This window comes from Nitrospinota bacterium, from assembly GCA_016235255.1.
Taxonomy (GTDB): domain Bacteria; phylum Nitrospinota_A; class UBA7883; order UBA7883; family JACRLM01; genus JACRLM01.
In genome coordinates, this window is the sequence record JACRLM010000062.1 from 37,113 (window position 1) to 52,070 (window position 14,958).

Annotated in this window: 13 protein-coding genes; 6 read left to right on the forward strand and 7 right to left on the reverse strand. The window is 57.2% G+C overall.

Translation table 11 applies throughout. The features are described from left to right. Positions 1-2: 2 nt before the first annotated feature. Complete coding sequence (locus HZB29_07785; GenBank protein ID MBI5815497.1) at positions 3-2,873, reverse strand: molybdopterin oxidoreductase family protein; 2,871 nt, start codon at positions 2,871-2,873, stop codon at positions 3-5. Positions 2,874-3,122: 249 nt separating this feature from the next. Between HZB29_07785 and HZB29_07790 the strand changes: the two genes are divergently transcribed. Continuing rightward, the gene (locus tag HZB29_07790) at positions 3,123-3,761 is read left to right on the forward strand and encodes a hypothetical protein (protein ID MBI5815498.1); all 639 of its coding nucleotides are present in this window, start codon (positions 3,123-3,125) and stop codon (positions 3,759-3,761) included. Between the two features lie 26 nt (positions 3,762-3,787). On the opposite strand, the gene HZB29_07795 is transcribed toward HZB29_07790, so the two are convergent. From HZB29_07795 to HZB29_07820, 6 genes are all read right to left on the reverse strand, one after another. Next, on the reverse strand, positions 3,788-4,678 hold the full coding sequence (locus tag HZB29_07795) for a TerC family protein (protein ID MBI5815499.1): 891 nt from the start codon (positions 4,676-4,678) through the stop codon (positions 3,788-3,790). Between the two features lie 64 nt (positions 4,679-4,742). Then, entirely contained in the window at positions 4,743-5,804 is a 1,062-nt protein-coding gene (gene corA, locus HZB29_07800; protein MBI5815500.1) for a magnesium/cobalt transporter CorA, read from the reverse strand. Between the two features lie 150 nt (positions 5,805-5,954). Then, entirely contained in the window at positions 5,955-6,542 is a 588-nt protein-coding gene (locus tag HZB29_07805) for a peroxiredoxin (GenBank protein MBI5815501.1), read from the reverse strand. Positions 6,543-6,686: 144 nt separating this feature from the next. Beyond that, on the reverse strand, positions 6,687-7,400 hold the full coding sequence (locus tag HZB29_07810; GenBank protein ID MBI5815502.1) for a hypothetical protein: 714 nt from the start codon (positions 7,398-7,400) through the stop codon (positions 6,687-6,689). A gap of 73 nt (positions 7,401-7,473) precedes the next feature. Beyond that, positions 7,474-9,279 (reverse strand): tetratricopeptide repeat protein, encoded by a 1,806-nt coding sequence (locus HZB29_07815; protein ID MBI5815503.1) that lies wholly within the window; start codon positions 9,277-9,279, stop codon positions 7,474-7,476. Positions 9,280-9,328: 49 nt separating this feature from the next. Next, on the reverse strand, positions 9,329-9,796 hold the full coding sequence (locus HZB29_07820) for a DUF721 domain-containing protein (protein ID MBI5815504.1): 468 nt from the start codon (positions 9,794-9,796) through the stop codon (positions 9,329-9,331). A 118-nt stretch (positions 9,797-9,914) separates the two neighbouring features. Between HZB29_07820 and HZB29_07825 the strand changes: the two genes are divergently transcribed. The 5 genes from HZB29_07825 (at position 9,915) to gcvPB (ending at position 14,804) form a co-directional block, all read left to right on the forward strand. Next, positions 9,915-10,328: a YjbQ family protein gene (locus HZB29_07825; GenBank protein MBI5815505.1), complete on the forward strand. Its 414-nt coding sequence runs from the start codon at positions 9,915-9,917 to the stop codon at positions 10,326-10,328. A gap of 12 nt (positions 10,329-10,340) precedes the next feature. Next, on the forward strand, positions 10,341-11,471 hold the full coding sequence (gcvT, locus tag HZB29_07830; protein MBI5815506.1) for a glycine cleavage system aminomethyltransferase GcvT: 1,131 nt from the start codon (positions 10,341-10,343) through the stop codon (positions 11,469-11,471). 91 nt (positions 11,472-11,562) lie between these two features. Then, on the forward strand, positions 11,563-11,949 hold the full coding sequence (gene gcvH, locus HZB29_07835; GenBank protein MBI5815507.1) for a glycine cleavage system protein GcvH: 387 nt from the start codon (positions 11,563-11,565) through the stop codon (positions 11,947-11,949). Between the two features lie 3 nt (positions 11,950-11,952). Then, on the forward strand, positions 11,953-13,302 hold the full coding sequence (gcvPA, locus tag HZB29_07840; protein MBI5815508.1) for an aminomethyl-transferring glycine dehydrogenase subunit GcvPA: 1,350 nt from the start codon (positions 11,953-11,955) through the stop codon (positions 13,300-13,302). A 20-nt stretch (positions 13,303-13,322) separates the two neighbouring features. Beyond that, entirely contained in the window at positions 13,323-14,804 is a 1,482-nt protein-coding gene (gcvPB, locus tag HZB29_07845) for an aminomethyl-transferring glycine dehydrogenase subunit GcvPB (protein MBI5815509.1), read from the forward strand. Positions 14,805-14,958: the final 154 nt, after the last annotated feature.

Below are 14,958 nucleotides of genomic sequence, written 5' to 3' on the forward strand. Positions count from 1 at the left end.
GATCATTTTCCTCCCTTCCGGGTGGTGTACCGCAGGATGTCCGGCCGTCTGGCCATGTGCGGCAAAGGTTTCAGCGGCTCGTACTGCGGCCAGCTTCCTTCCTCCTCCGCTTTGTATATCCGCACGCGCAGGTCATACCAGGCCGCCTGGCCGGTGATGGGATCGGAGTTGGATACGCGCCCGCCGTGGCCGTCGGCTATCTCCTCGGTGATGCAGTGGTTGAGCAGGAACCCTTTCGTGACTTCCTCGGCCTTTGGATCAAGGTTCCATGCGCCGGCCATCTTGCCGATCCCGTTCCAGGTCCACACCGTGTCCGGCTGGACGGCGTGGGAAAACTTCGCCTGCACCCGTATCTTGCCGTGGGCGCTTTCCACCCATACCCAGTCCATGTCGTTCACGCCAATCTGCCTTGCCTTGACCGGATTTATATAAAGGTAGTTCTGCCCGATGATCTGGCGCAGCCACGCGTTCTGCGAGTCCCACGAATGGTACATCGGCATGGGCCGCTGTGTTATGGCGTGGATCGTGTACTTATTCGTGTCCACCGTCCCGTCCTCCAACGGCGGATACCACATCGGCAGCGGATCGAAGTACTTCAACAGGCGGTCACGCTGTTTCCTGGTGGCCGGTTGCCGGCCCGGCCGCGTCCCCTTGGCCGCAAGGCGGAACCGCTGCATCACCTCGGAATATATCTTCATGATGATAGGGTCGTTGCGGCGGATGAGCTTGTGGTCCAGCGCCCAGTTCAAATAACCCTGGTTGATGTTCCGGTTGTACTGGATGGACTCCTCCAGCTCGAACTGGAAGAAGCATCCGTTCTTTATGTACATGTCCCACTGCTTTTCGTTGGGCTCGCCAACGAGATGGTCGGACCCGTCCTTGCCGCGCCATCCGGCAAGAAAGCCGATGGGCGTGTCCGCCGCCACGGTCCAGTTGGTGACAAAGTCGTTATATCCCTTGAATTTCGGCTTGCCCGCGTCGTCGCAGAACCCTTGCAGCCCGAGCCTGTTTGCAAGCTTGATAAGCGTTTCCTGGAAAGGCTCGCACCCTTCCGGGGCTTCGAATATGGGCTGGCGGATGGAGTCCACCACGCTTGTAAATTCGCTGATCGGCCTGTCCAGAAGCGATATCACGTCGTACCGTTCCAGATAGGTGGTGTCCGGCAATACCAGGTCGGCGAAGGCCACCATCTCCGAGTAAAACGCGTCGGAGACCACGAGAAACGGAATCTTGTGCGTCCCGTCCGGCTCTTTGGCCTTGAGCATGTTTATCATGGCGGAGGTGTTCATGGAGGAGTTCCACGCCATGTTCGCCATGAAGAAGAACAGTGTGTCTATCTTGTACGGATCGGCGTTATGGGCGTTGGTGATGACGTTCTGTATCATGCCGTGGGCCGTGAGCGGGAATTCCCAACTGAATGCCTTGTCTATCCGCACGGGCGAACCGTCTGCGTTGATCATCAGGTTCTCCGGCTTGGTCGGAAATCCAAGCTCCGGATTGGGCAACGGTGTGTTGGGCTTGATGTGCTCCGGCCCGTCAATTGGCTTGGGGCAGGGGGGTATGGGTCTCGGATAGGGGGGCTTATGGCGGAATCCCCCCGGCCTGTCTATCGTTCCCAAAATCATCATCAGCGTGGAAAGCGCCCGCCCGGTCTGGAATCCGTTGGAATGCGCCGCGACCCCCCGCATTGCGTGGATGGACACCGGATTGCCGGTGACCTTGTGGTGATGGTTCCCCCAAACGTCCGTCCATTCTATCGGTAATGTAATCTTCTCGTCGCGGGCGGTGATCCCCATCTCCAGCGCGATGCGCTCGATCTGCTCCACAGGAACGCTTGTGATGCGCGAAATATTTTCCAGCGGATAGTCCGTCAGCACACGCTCGGTCAAAAGCTGGAACGATGTTTTGACATTTTTCCCGTCGGGCGTTTTATATGAGCCCATCAGCGCTGGCTTGGCGCCTTTGCTCATGAACGGTTGGGGTGAGTCGCTGGCGGTGTCCCAAACATGGTTCTGGCTATGGTCGCTGTCCTCGAACTTGCCGGGAGTCCAGAAAAGCCCCTCGTCTTCCCCTCCCTCGTCCACGACGACAAGTTGCGCCGCGTTGGTCTGGGTGACCAGGAAATCCCTGTCGTACAGGCCGTTTTTTATGAGGACGTGGATCATCCCCATCAAAAGGGCGCCGTCGGTCCCGGGGCGTATGGGAACCCACTCGTCCGCCACCGCGCCGTAGCCGGAACGCACAGGGTTGATGACGACAAGCTTGCCGCCGCGGTCTTTGAGTTTGCCAATGCCGATCTTGAATGGATTGCTGTCGTGATCCTCGGCCACGCCGATGAGCACGGTGTATTTTGTGCGGTCCCAGTCCGGCCCGCCGAACTCCCACCCTGTGCCGCCGATGGAATAGATCATGGACGTGGCCATGTTCACGGAGCAGAACCCGCCGTGCGCGGCGAAGTTGGGGGTGCCAAACTGCTTGGCGAAATATGCGGTGAGCGCCTGCATCTGGTCGCGACCTGTAAAAAAAGCGAGCTTCTTCGGGTCGGTGGCGCGGATGTGCTTGAGCCGTCCGGTGAGCATGTCGTAGGCGCGTTCCCAGGATATTTCCTCGAAATCGGCGGCGCCCCGCTCTGCGTTCGGCTTGCGCAGCAACGGCTTTTTGATGCGCGCGGGGGACATCTGCTTCATTATCCCGGCGGAGCCCTTGGCGCAGATCACCCCCTTGTTTGTCGGGTGCGCCGGATTGCCCTGTATATAGCGCGGCATCCCGTTTTCGATGGTGATCTTTATCCCGCACCTGCACGAGCACATGTAGCAGGTGGTGAATTTTGTTTCGGTCCCCCCGTTGTCCTTCGTCTGCGCCGCCGTTGGCATAATCCGCCTCGATTTATGTTTATGGCAAAACAGGAGCGGATACCCCACCCCGTCTGCTGATGGTACGCGCAGGAGGGTATGGAGGGCTAATCAATAAAATTGATGGGGGTATTAGGGGGCGGACCAGGGTGCAGCCGAAAACAGATATTTCAGTGATAGTAGCGTTTGAATCCTCCCTCTCCCAAATTCATCTATAGTAAAGACAACGGTTCATTTGAATAATCGCTCCCTGCAGCTTCGAGGTGGATCATGACCATCAGCAAACACACCATAGGCTTTTCCATAGCCGTATCTCTCTTTCTGATTCTGTTCGTTTCCCTCACCGTGCCGTCGTGCGGCTCGGGAAGTTCAGGTTCGTCCGCATCGTCCTCTTCCGTGGTCTATCCCATGTTCAGCGACGATAACGGCAATGCGATCAACGATTATTTCGAGCGCGATACCCACGACCCTGGCTCCACGCGGACGATGATGGCGTACGGCGGGCATCAGTTCGTTGATGAAAACGGCGACGGGATTTGCGATTACGCCCAGAACGGCTCCGCCACGTGGCACGGGCCGGGATTTGTGGACGACAACGGGAACTACGTGTGCGACTACTGGGAAAGCGGAACGCCCATGTATGCCCAGAACGGAGGGATGATGTTCGTTGACGCGAATGGCAATGGCGTCAACGATTACATGGAGCAGGGGTGGCACATGGGGTACGGCCATGACTTCGTTGACCTTGACGGCGACGGAATTTGCGACTACGCCCAGAACGGCTTGACGGACGTGTTCCACGGTCCCAATTTCAATGACACCGACGGCAATGGAGTTTGCGACAACTGGCAGAGCGGCGGTATGGGGTATGGCGGTGGCATGGGATATGGCGGAATGGGCCACATGTGAGAATGTCAGGCTTAGCTTGCCGAAGCTTAGGCCTGCTTCCCGTCTTCTTTCGCCGGCGGGAAAAAGATGGACGCCGCCGCCGACACCACAAGGATCAATGCGATGATCCCAAGGGCGGCCAGCACCGGCAGATGGACAAACTCCGCGGCCAGCATCTTTGCGCCCAGGAAGACCAGGATCACCGCAAGGCCGTACCGCAGATAGTGGAACATCGTCATCATCCCGGCCAGGGCGAAATACAGCGAGCGCAGCCCCAGGATCGCGAAGATGTTGGAGGTGTACACGATGAACGGATCGAGGGTGACGGCGAATATGGCCGGGATGGAGTCCATGGCGAAGATCACGTCCGAAAACTCTATCAAAACCATTGCGATGAAAATGGGGGTGGCGTGGCGCACGGAGTCCTTTGAAATAAAAAACCGGCCATCGTCCATTTCCGGCGTCACCGGCATGATCCGCCGGACGGCGCGCAGGACCAGGTTTTTCTCGAAATCAATCTCGTCGGACTCTTTGCTCGTGGCCATCTTGATCCCGGAAAACACCAGGAACGCGCCGAAAAGATACAGCGTCCAATGGAACATCTTGATGATGGCCACACCCGCCATGATGAACGAGAACCGCATGACGACGGCGCCCAGTATCCCCCAGAAAAGCACCTTGTGCTGATAGCGCGCCGGAATGGCGAAGTAGGTGAAAATGAGGTGCAGCACGAAAAGGTTGTCCACGCTCAGGGACTTTTCGATCAGGTAACCGGCGATGTAATTGAACGCGTCGTCCCAGCCGCGCACGTAATATACTCCCGCCCCGAAAGCCAGCGACATGAGGATCCATATGGCGCTCCATTTCATCGCCTCGGGGATGGATATGACATGGGCTTTCCGGTTGAGCACGCCTAAGTCGAGGGCGAGCGTGGCCATCACGAAAATATTGAATGCTATCCAGGGCCATATACCGCTCACAGCGCGCTCCTCAAGGTGTGAATTACAGCCACCCTTTGCGCTTGAAATAGAAAAGCAGTCCCACAGCGATGCCCAGGTTCACCACCCAGAAAAGGGGATAGCCATAGGTCAAGTCAAGCTCGGGAAAATGCTTGAAGTTCATCCCGTACACGCCGGCCAGGAAGGTGAGGGGGATGAATATGGTGGATATTATCGTGAGGAACTTGATGACCTCGTTTAGCCTGTTGGAGTTGGCGGAAAGGTATATGTCCAGCATCCCGCCCAGTATGTCCCGGAACGACTCGATGGCGTCCACTATGTAAATAGTATGGTCGTACACGTCCCGCAGATACAGCTTTGTGGCTTCTTTTATCAGGGGCGAGTCGCTCCTTTCAAGCTTGACGATAACTTCCCGGAGCGGCCAAACGGACTTTCGCAGGAATATGATTTCTCTTTTGAGCTTGTTAAGATCCGAAAGCGTTTTTGTGGTGGGGTTTTCCAGAAGCTCGGCCTGAAGCAGTTCGATCCGTTCGTCAAACCTTTCGAGCACCAGAAAATAGTTGTCCACGATGGTGTCCATCAGGCAATAGCCCAGATAGTCCGCGGACATTTTCCTTATCCTTCCGCCGGCGGACCGTATCCTGTCCCTGATGGGATTTAGCGCGGCGCTCTCTTTTTCATGAAAAGTGATTACATATGAGGGGCCGATGACGATGCTTATCGCCTCCGCGTTTATCTCCCCGGTCTCCGGGTGGGAAAGGATCTTCAGGTCCAGGTAGATATATTCATCGTAATCATCCATTTTCGGACGCTGGTCCACACTCTGGATATCTTCCATGGTAAGCGGGTGCATGGCGAAAACGGCGCCCATGCGCTCCAGAAGTTTCACGTCGTGGATCGTGTCCACGTTTATCCATGTGACGGTGGGGGAGGTCTTGAACGGGATGCAGGTCTCCACGGTATGGGTCTGCTCGGCGTGGAAATATTTTTCGTCGTAATCGATTATGGTGATTTTCGACGCCTCCGGCAGCGGCTCCTCCGGATGGAGAAGCGTGCCGGGTGGCATCCCGAATTTCTTCGCCCGCTTTTTTCCGTGTTTTGCCATGGCAAGGCCGCCGTAATCGATGAAAATATCCTGTGATGGTACACCAAAAAAAGCGGCTCAACGCATATTTTTCAATGAATCGGCTCCTCTCCGGAACCGGAAAAAAAACCCGCCCGCTTTAAGGCGGACGGGTATGGCGGCGTTTTAAAACTATTTGCCGTGCTTGGCGAAATAGCTTTGCGAACCTTTCGGGTCGCCTTTCATGGTGTCGGCGCCCGGTTTCCAGTTGACGGGGCAGACCTCGCCGGTCTTTTTCACCGTCTGGATCGCGGCCAGCACGCGCAGCACTTCATCCACGTTGCGGCCGATGCCAAGATCGTGGACCACTTCATAGGCCACCTTGCCGTCCGGATCTATAATGAACAGGCCGCGCAGCGTCATGCCGGCGGGGAGAAGCACTCCATAGGCCTTGCCGACGTTTTTGTTCAGGTCGGCCAGAAGCGGATACGCAAGATCGCCAAGGCCACCTTTGTTGCGCGGGGTCTCGCGCCAGGCAAGATGGGAGAACTTGCTGTCCACAGAGCAGCCCAGCACTTCGGCGCCGAGTTTGGTGAATTCGCCTATCGCTTCCGAGAAGGCGGTTATTTCCGTCGGGCAGACGAAGGTGTAGTCCAGCGGATAGAAAAACAGGACAAGCCATTTGCCCTTAAAGTCCGCAAGGGATATTTCCTTGAAAGACTTGTCCGGCAATACGGCAGTCTCCTTGAATTCCGGGGCTGGCTGTGTGACTAATGACATAAGATTCACCTCCAATAGATACTGGTTTGATCCACCTTGACAGGGAGATTATACTAGGTCTAAATCGCGTGTCAAACATAATTCAAGGGATTTGACCACACCGCGTAACCATACACTAAAAAAACGGTTTTATTCCCGCGCTGGTCAATCGTCCCAAATGTCATCGAATGTGAAAAATCCCGCAGGGAAATTTTTCCCGAAATCCGCCTTTTCCCACCTGATGGTTGCCTTGCCGCCCCCTTTCATTTTGATGACGCAGCCGGACACGTACCTGGATTCCCCCTCTCCGGCCATCGGCCCGAGATCGACGGAAAGCGCCCCCATGTCCCAGCCTTCTATGGTCACTCCGGCAAGCCTTCCTCCTTGCACAAAAAGGTCCATCGCCGGGCCGCTGGTGGTGACTTTGTATCCGGCTCCGGCCCGCGCCACTTGTATCATTTTTTCAAAGGGAGGGGGGGAGCCTGTGACGATAGTTCTTAATAGACCGGCCGGCATGACGATCCCACCGATCTGGATGCTCTTTGCAAAGTTGCCCCGGGCGATGGTTTTTTTCCCGGTATTGCCGTCCACCCTTGTGATGGTCTCCTTGCCGCCAGCAACGGCGGCCACCGCGCGGTTGGCCGCGTCCAGCGCTTCGAGCCTGTAATTGTCCCCTTCAAGCGCCAGCGCAATGGTCCCGGAGAAACTGTCTTCCCCCGCGTCCACTTTGATATGTCCGGACCCGGCGAAGGAGCGCGGCCGGGCCTCGGCCAAAGATTCGATGTCCCTTGTCACAATGTCCATCAAGGGTGGGGCGGTGGCGCAGGAGACCGCCAATACGGCCAACGCCAGCGTCAAAGGGAGGGCGCGTTTTGCCATAATGTCCGAATCAGGTTTGAAAGGCTGTTATAAGGCGGCCGGCCATCCGTCCGGGGGATGGCGAAGGGCGCCGTTACTGGCTGTCCCGCAACTTTTTCTTAAGGTCGCCGATCTTTTTCTTCACGGCGCTCCGGTCCGTTTCCCGCTTGTCTTCCGATTCGGCGGTAAGCGAACGCTCATAGGCGTCGGTGGCGGCCTTGTTTTCTCCCAGAACCGTATAGACATCCCCCAGGTGTTCCAGCACCGTCGGGTCCGGCGGAATGTTGCGCACAGCGGTGAGCAGTTTTTCCAGGGCTTCTTTAAAACGCCCTTGCTTGAAATATACCCAACCCAGCGAGTCAATAAAATAGCCGTTGTCCGGCTCTATGGCCAGCGCCTTTCCAAGATATTCCTCCGCCTCCTTGAGGTTGACGGACTTCTCGGCGTACATGTAGCCGAGATAGTTGAGCGCGTTGGCGTGGGAAGGGTCTATCTCAATCGCCTTTTTCATGGCGGCTATGCAGTTTTCATAGTCCCCCTCGCGCTCATGGACGGCGCCCATGAGGAAATAATATTTCGCCTCGGAAGGATTGAGGCTCACCGCCCTTTTGAACGATTCGATGGCCTCCTTGCCACGGTTGAGCTTGTTTTCGAGCAGGCCGGTGTAATATTGCAGCTCCGGATCGTTCGGGTCCATGTCCCGGGCGATGATGGCGCTCTTGAGGCTCTCCTCCGTCTTGCCGGCGCGCTCATAGAGCTCCGCCATTTTCACGGCGATGTCCCGGGATTCCTTCCCCCCTTCGGCCAGAAGCTGGCTCCACACCTCAATGGCCTCGTCTAGAAGCTTTAGCCGCTCGAATATCGTGGCGATGTAAAAGGCGATGCGCCGGCTTGCCGGTTCCTTCGCCCGAAGAAGCTGGAACTCCTGCAAGGCCTTCTGGTAGTCGTCCGGATTCTGGCTTTCCTCGGCCTGTTTCACATATGAAAGGCCCAGGCGGAAATGCAGGCTGGCGTCCTCCGGCTCTTTTTCCACCAGGCCTTTATATTGGTCTATCGCCTTGGAATACGACTCTTGCAGAAGATAGACCTCAGCAAGTTTTCCGCGCATCTCCTCGTCGTCCGGATAGGACTCCAGGTATTTCCTGTACACTTCGGCGGCCTTTTCCAGGTTCTTGCCCGCCTTGTATGCAAGGGCCAGCCCTTCGTATCCTTTGGAAAATTCAGGGAATCTTTTGATCACGTCCTTATATAGCTTTTCCGCCTCGGCGTTCTTTCCCATCTGGATGTATATCCGGCCTTTGTAGTACAGCCCCACCGGATCATCGGGAAAAACACCGCCAAATTTGTCCAGCGCGGTTATGGCCGCCTCGTACTCTTTGTCCTGCAACAGGGCCAGGGAAAGGTAAATCCACGCTTCCTTGTTCTTCGGGTCCAGCTCGGTGATCCTGCTGAAATATTTGGCCGCCTTTTCAAAGCGGCCCATGCTCGAATGTATCCCGCCGATGATCACAAGGCAGGGCACATAGTCCGGCTCCGATTCCAGCGCCGTTTCGGCGGCCTTCTGGGCGTCTTCCACCCGCCCCATGCGCAGATAAAGCCCGGCCATCCGTTCGTATGACTGCACAAGGCCCTCGTCCTCCTCCACCGCCATTTCATACCGCCTCAGCGCTTCCTTGTAATCCCCGCGTCTTTCGGCCAGCAGCCCCAGCGTGAACTGGTAATAGGCGAAGGAACGGTCCATGGCCGGTTCGGCGATCACCGATTCTGGCTTTGGATCTTCGGACTTGGCCGCTGGCGGCGCCTCGGAAGGCTCCAGCCGGGCCGCCGGAGCGGTGGCGCACGAAGAGGCCAGAAAGAGGGCCAACACGGCCGCCGAGGCGAGGACTTTTTGAAGATTCATGGTTTGATCAAACGGGAACCACCATAGGGGACCAACTTATTGAATACCATCAATGTTTTTTATCAATGTTAGCTATTACGCTTTTTAGCATAACCCGTTTAATTGCCTCGCGCAATTCCGAATCTTCCACTTTGGCGGCCTCCTCCTCGATTTTAAGCAGGGTTTCGGGACTCACAAGGCGTGTGTCCGGTTCTTCCTGCGCCGCAGGTGGGGATGGGCGCGTCCGGTCGAAATCGCGCCGGTACACCACCTTGATTCCGTCCACCACCTTTTTTTCCAAGGCGTTGTTTATCTTGCCGGTGATCTCGTCTTTCAGGTATCCCATGGAATCCGCCCACACCGGTTCTTTGACCCATATGACCAGCTTTTTGCGCTCAAGCTCCGCCGGAAGCGACACCGCCCGGAGCCCTTCGCCCACGATTTCCCCCCATCGTTCCTCGATCATGGCCAGGTCGTAAAGGCTCCCATGGCTTACGGCGGACAAGGCGCGGCCAAGGATGGACCCCAGCGGAGCCATGCGTTTTCCACGTTTTTTAATGTTTGCCACGCTTTTTTTCGTCTTTTAGTTGCTTTAACGCCGGGATTCGTTTATTTTTCTTTTTTCGGCGGCAATGAAAGGGTAACACGCTTCGGCAATGACATTCCATACGGAGTATCTCTGGTTTAACACCGCCAAAAAACGGGAATACATCAATATAACCGGAAAGGTGGAGGAGATACTGGCTAAATCGGGGGTGCGCGAAGGGATGACGCTGGTGTCGGCGATGCACATCACGGCCGGAGTATGGGTCAACGACGCGGAGTCCGGACTGATAGCGGACATAGACGAGTGGCTGGAAAACCTGGCCCCTTACAGGAAGGGATACCGGCATCACGGCACGGGAGAGGACAACGGCGACGCGCATTTGAAGAACCTGCTGGCGCACCACCAGGTGATTGTGCCTGTCACCGGCGGCAAGCTGGACCTGGGGCCGTGGCAGCAGGTGTATTACGCCGAGTTTGACGGCAGGCGGAAGAAACGGGTAATCGTAAAAGTGATGGGAGAATAGCTCTTGAACAATATAAAAAGGACCCCATTGTGGCAGGCGCACCATGCCCTGGGCGCAAGGATGGTGGAATTCAACGGTTGGGAAATGCCTGTGCAGTACACCTCGATAATGGATGAACACAAGGCCACACGGGAAAAGGCCGGGATATTCGACGTGTCCCACATGGGGGAGATAGAGGTGAAAGGGGAGCGGGCGATGGAACTGCTTTCATACCTCACCCCCAACGACGTGGCGGGGCTGAAGGAAAATGTGGTGCAATACTCCGCGCTGCTCAACCAGGCCGGGGGGATAATTGACGACCTGCTCATTTACAAGGTGAGCGACACCCGGTTTTTCATATGTGTCAACGCGGGGAACGCACGCAAGGACTTTGACTGGATGTCCGGCCACGCGGCAGGTTTCCCCGGGGTGGAGGTTGTGAACCTTTCGCGGGACTTCGGGATGATCTCCCTTCAGGGGCCCAACGCCGAAGCGATTTTAAGCTACCTTACCCCCCATCCGATAGGTTCGATGGGCTATTACCACTTTGTCACCACCACCATCGGCGAGTCTTCCGTCCTGCTGTCACGCACCGGATACACCGGGGAGGACGGCTTCGAGCTTTTCGTAAACTGGAACGAGACGGCGGCGATCTGGGACAAGATCGTCACGCGCGGCAAGTCCTTCGGACTCCGGCCGGTGGGCCTCGGTGCGCGGGACACGTTGCGGCTGGAGATGCGCTATCCCCTGCATGGGCATGACATAAATGAGACCACCACCCCGCTGGAAGCCGGGCTTGGCTGGATAGTGAAGATGGACAAGGGGGATTTTATCGGCAGGCAGGCTTTGGCGGTCCAGAAGGAAACGGGATTAAAGCGCAAGCTTGTGGGAATAGAGCTTCTGGACAAGGGGATCCCCCGTGAGGGCTATGAAATCGTGAAGAACGGCGAGAAAGTGGGCAAGGTCACAAGCGGCACGCTCAGCCCCACGTTGAACAAGGGGATCGCCCTTTGCTACGTGCCAGCGGAATATGCCGCCGTTGGGACGAGCCTGCAGGTGGACATAAGAGGAAAGCTTTACGAGGCTCAGATCGTCAAGACGCCTTTCGTGCAGTCCCGGGTGAAAAAGACCGTGGTGGCGGTGGAAGAGGTCAAGGCGGAGTAAACGGATTATTTTTAGGAGCTCGGGCGGAATCTGCGATAATCACGCTTTTAAAACCCGAGTTTAACGGCCGGCAAGAAATCAGGGAGGAAAAATGGACTTTCCCAAGGACAGGAAATACACAAAAGATCACGAGTGGATCAAGGTTGAAGGGGGCGTGGGGACTGTGGGAATCACGGACTTCGCCCAGCACGAACTGGGGGACATCGTGTTCGTGGAGCTTCCGCAGGTCGGCCGCACGCTGGCGGCGGGGGAAGCTTTCGGCGTGGCCGAATCGGTGAAGACCGTTTCGGACCTTTACGCGCCGGCGGCCGGCGAAGTGGTGGAGGTGAACACCGCGCTGGAGAACGATTCCGCCCAGGTGAACAAAAGCCCCTATGGCGCAGGCTGGATGATAAAAATCAAGGTCGCGGACGAAGCGTCGCTGGGCAAGCTTCTTTCCGCCGATGCATATGAAGCAAGCCTTAAAGGGGGACACTAGAAGTTGCGGTACATTCCACTTACCGGCAAAGACAAAGAGGAGATGCTTAAGGTAATAGGAGCGTCTTCGGTTGACGGGCTATTCGCGGACATCCCGTCAAACGCAATGCTGGGGCGGCCTCTCGCGCTTCCCGAACCATTGGCCGAACAGGAGCTTTTAGAGTATTTCGAGGACCTCGCCGGGCGCAACGCCCCCGCCCTCAACCGCAACATGTTCCTTGGGGCCGGGGCCTACGCCCATAACGTTCCCGTGGCGGTGGACCAGCTTTTGCTCCGTTCGGAAATATTCACCGCATACACCCCGTACCAGCCGGAGATCAGCCAGGGGACCCTTATGGCGATCTTCGAATTCCAGACATATACCGCCGCCCTTTTCGGGATGGACATGGCAAACGCATCCATGTACGACGGGCCCTCGGCCCTGGCGGAGGCGGTGATAATGGCCAAAAGGATCACGGGGCGCGGTCAGGCGGCCATGTCAAACCTTGTGCATCCCCATTGGCGCGGGGTGGTGAAAACATACACCCAGCACCTGGGAATGCAATTGGCGGATTTTGATTGTTCCGCCGCCGGTGTGGCCGGGCAGAAAGATTATGAAAAAGCGCTGGACGCGAAGAGTTGCGCGCTGGTGCTGCAATATCCCAATTTCCTGGGGCATGTGGAGGACTTGAAGGCGGCCAGGGCTGCGTGCGACGCGGCCGGGGCGCTTTTGATAGTGGCGGTGGCCGAGCCTGTGGCGCTCGGCCTTTTGGAAGGCCCCGGCAAGTTCGGGGCGGACATCGTCGTTGGCGAGGGGCGCTCTTTCGGCGGATCGCTTTCTTACGGCGGCCCGGCGCTGGGCATGTTCGCCACGCGTGACAAATACGCCCGCCAGATGCCCGGCAGGCTTGTGGGCAAGACGAAGGATGCGGACGGGCGCGACGGTTTTGTGCTTACCTTGGCCACCAGGGAGCAGCATATACGCCGCGAGAAGGCCACGTCGAACATATGTTCAAACCAGGCGCTTTGCGCCACGGCGGCGGCCATCCATTTGAGCCTGCTGGGCAAGAACGGCCTGCGCGAGATGGCGGCCCGGAATTTTTCGGCGGCGCGTTACCTTGCGGAAAAAGTCTCGTCCATCAAAGGTTATGCGAGGGCGCACAAGGCGCCTTTCTTCAACGAGGTGGCTGTGAAAACCCCTGTGGCTCCGGTGATTATCAACGAACGGCTGGCGCGGGATGGGATAGTGGGGGGATACGATCTTTCGAAGGAGTATCCGTCACTGGGCAATTCGATGCTTCTTTGCGCCACGGAAACGCACACGAAAGATTCGATAGACAGGCTCGCCGCGATCCTTTCGGAGTTCGCGCGGTGAGTATGGAGGAAACTGAATAAATGACACAGGCTCAGCGCGGGCTGGTTTTCCAGGAAAAAGAAATATTTGGCCGCGGCTCTTCCGGAAGGAACGGAGTTGATTTCCCCAATTCAGGCATACCGGCGGCGGATATTTCCGCGCTTGCCGGGGCGGACTATATCCGTTCGGAGCTTAAGGGATTCCCGGAACTTTCCGAGCCGGAGGTGATCCGTCATTACACCCGGCTTTCACAGTGGAACTATGGGGTGGACTCGAACATCTACCCTCTCGGCTCGTGCACGATGAAGCACAACCCCAGGGTCAACGAGGCGGTCAGCCGCCTGAAAGGTTTTGCCGGCAGCCACCCCCTCCAGCCCGATTCGGCGGCGCAGGGGACGCTGAAGATGATTTACGACCTGGGCCGCTGGCTTTGCGAAATCGTGGGGATGGACGCGGCCACGCTCCAGCCGGCCGCCGGAGCGCACGGGGAGTTCACCGGATTGTTAATGATCCGGGCGGCGCTGGCAAAACGGGGCAATGCCCGGCAAAAGGTGTTGCTGCCCGATTCCGCCCACGGCACAAACCCGGCTTCGTCCGTCTATTGCGGATACCAGGCGGTGACCATTAAAAGCGGCCCGGACGGCAAGATAGACCTGGTGGAGTTGGACAGGATGATGGACGATTCCGTCGCGGCGCTGATGGTGACAAACCCGAACACGCTTGGCGTTTTCGAGTCGGACATCATGGCGGCGGCGAAGATCGTCCACGACAGGGGCGGATTCGTTTACGCGGACGGCGCCAACCTTTCTGCGCTGATCGGCAAGACGCGGTTCGGCGATTTGGGGATAGACGTCTGCCATATCAATTTGCATAAGACGTTCTCGACGCCTCATGGCGGCGGCGGGCCGGGAGCCGGGCCTGTATGTGTTAAAAAAGAGCTGGAGCCGTTCCTGCCGGTTCCGGTGGTGATGGAAAAGGATGGCAAGTACACCATGGACAACAATATGCCGGACAGCGTTGGGCGTGTGCATGGATTCCATGGCAACGTGGGTGTGTTGCTGCGTGCGGCGGCGTATATCCTTTCGATGGGGCCGCAGGGGCTCAAAGAGGCGACAGAAGCGGCGGTGATAAACGCCAATTACATCAAGGCGCGGCTCAAAGACTATTATCACACCCCCATCCCGGGGCACAGCCTGCACGAATGCGTGTTCAACGACAAGATACAGAGCGAGGGAAACCATATCAGCACGCTGGACATCGCCAAGGGGCTAATAGACCGCGGCTTCCATCCGCCCACGATATATTTCCCGCTGATAGTCAAAGGGGCGCTGATGATCGAACCGACGGAGACGGAAAGCCGCGAGGCGCTGGACGCATTCTGCGAGGCGATGATAGATATAGCGGAAAAGGCGAAGAGCGACCCGGAATCGCTCCATCAGGCGCCGGTTAACGCCGTGCGCCGCAGGCTCGACGAAGCCCAGGCGGCCCGGAACCCGGAGTTGCGGTGCTCGATTTGCGGTTGAACGCCCGCGCATGGTGTTAGCAACAAATAGAAATGTCCGGTTTAGTAGCACATGAATTGTCCGCTTTGTCCATCCGGTGATTTCCGATTAATCCCGGCGTGGCCGCAAGCGGCGGACAGTTACGCCGCGGCCTTCCTTTTCTTTTTGATTTCAA

What these genes read in the sequence shown, in the direction of transcription:
- HZB29_07785 (MBI5815497.1), bottom strand. Translation starts at nt 2,873, where the DNA reads ATGCCAACGGCGGCGCAGACGAAGGACAACGGGGGGACCGAAACAAAA.
- gcvPB (MBI5815509.1), top strand. Translation starts at nt 13,323, where the DNA reads ATGACACAGGCTCAGCGCGGGCTGGTTTTCCAGGAAAAAGAAATATTT.
- HZB29_07825 (MBI5815505.1), top strand. Translation starts at nt 9,915, where the DNA reads ATGACATTCCATACGGAGTATCTCTGGTTTAACACCGCCAAAAAACGG.
- HZB29_07795 (MBI5815499.1), bottom strand. Translation starts at nt 4,678, where the DNA reads ATGGCCACGCTCGCCCTCGACTTAGGCGTGCTCAACCGGAAAGCCCAT.
- corA (MBI5815500.1), bottom strand. Translation starts at nt 5,804, where the DNA reads ATGGCAAAACACGGAAAAAAGCGGGCGAAGAAATTCGGGATGCCACCC.
- HZB29_07820 (MBI5815504.1), bottom strand. Translation starts at nt 9,796, where the DNA reads ATGGCTCCGCTGGGGTCCATCCTTGGCCGCGCCTTGTCCGCCGTAAGC.
- gcvH (MBI5815507.1), top strand. Translation starts at nt 11,563, where the DNA reads ATGGACTTTCCCAAGGACAGGAAATACACAAAAGATCACGAGTGGATC.
- HZB29_07790 (MBI5815498.1), top strand. Translation starts at nt 3,123, where the DNA reads ATGACCATCAGCAAACACACCATAGGCTTTTCCATAGCCGTATCTCTC.
- HZB29_07805 (MBI5815501.1), bottom strand. Translation starts at nt 6,542, where the DNA reads ATGTCATTAGTCACACAGCCAGCCCCGGAATTCAAGGAGACTGCCGTA.
- HZB29_07810 (MBI5815502.1), bottom strand. Translation starts at nt 7,400, where the DNA reads ATGGCAAAACGCGCCCTCCCTTTGACGCTGGCGTTGGCCGTATTGGCG.
- HZB29_07815 (MBI5815503.1), bottom strand. Translation starts at nt 9,279, where the DNA reads ATGAATCTTCAAAAAGTCCTCGCCTCGGCGGCCGTGTTGGCCCTCTTT.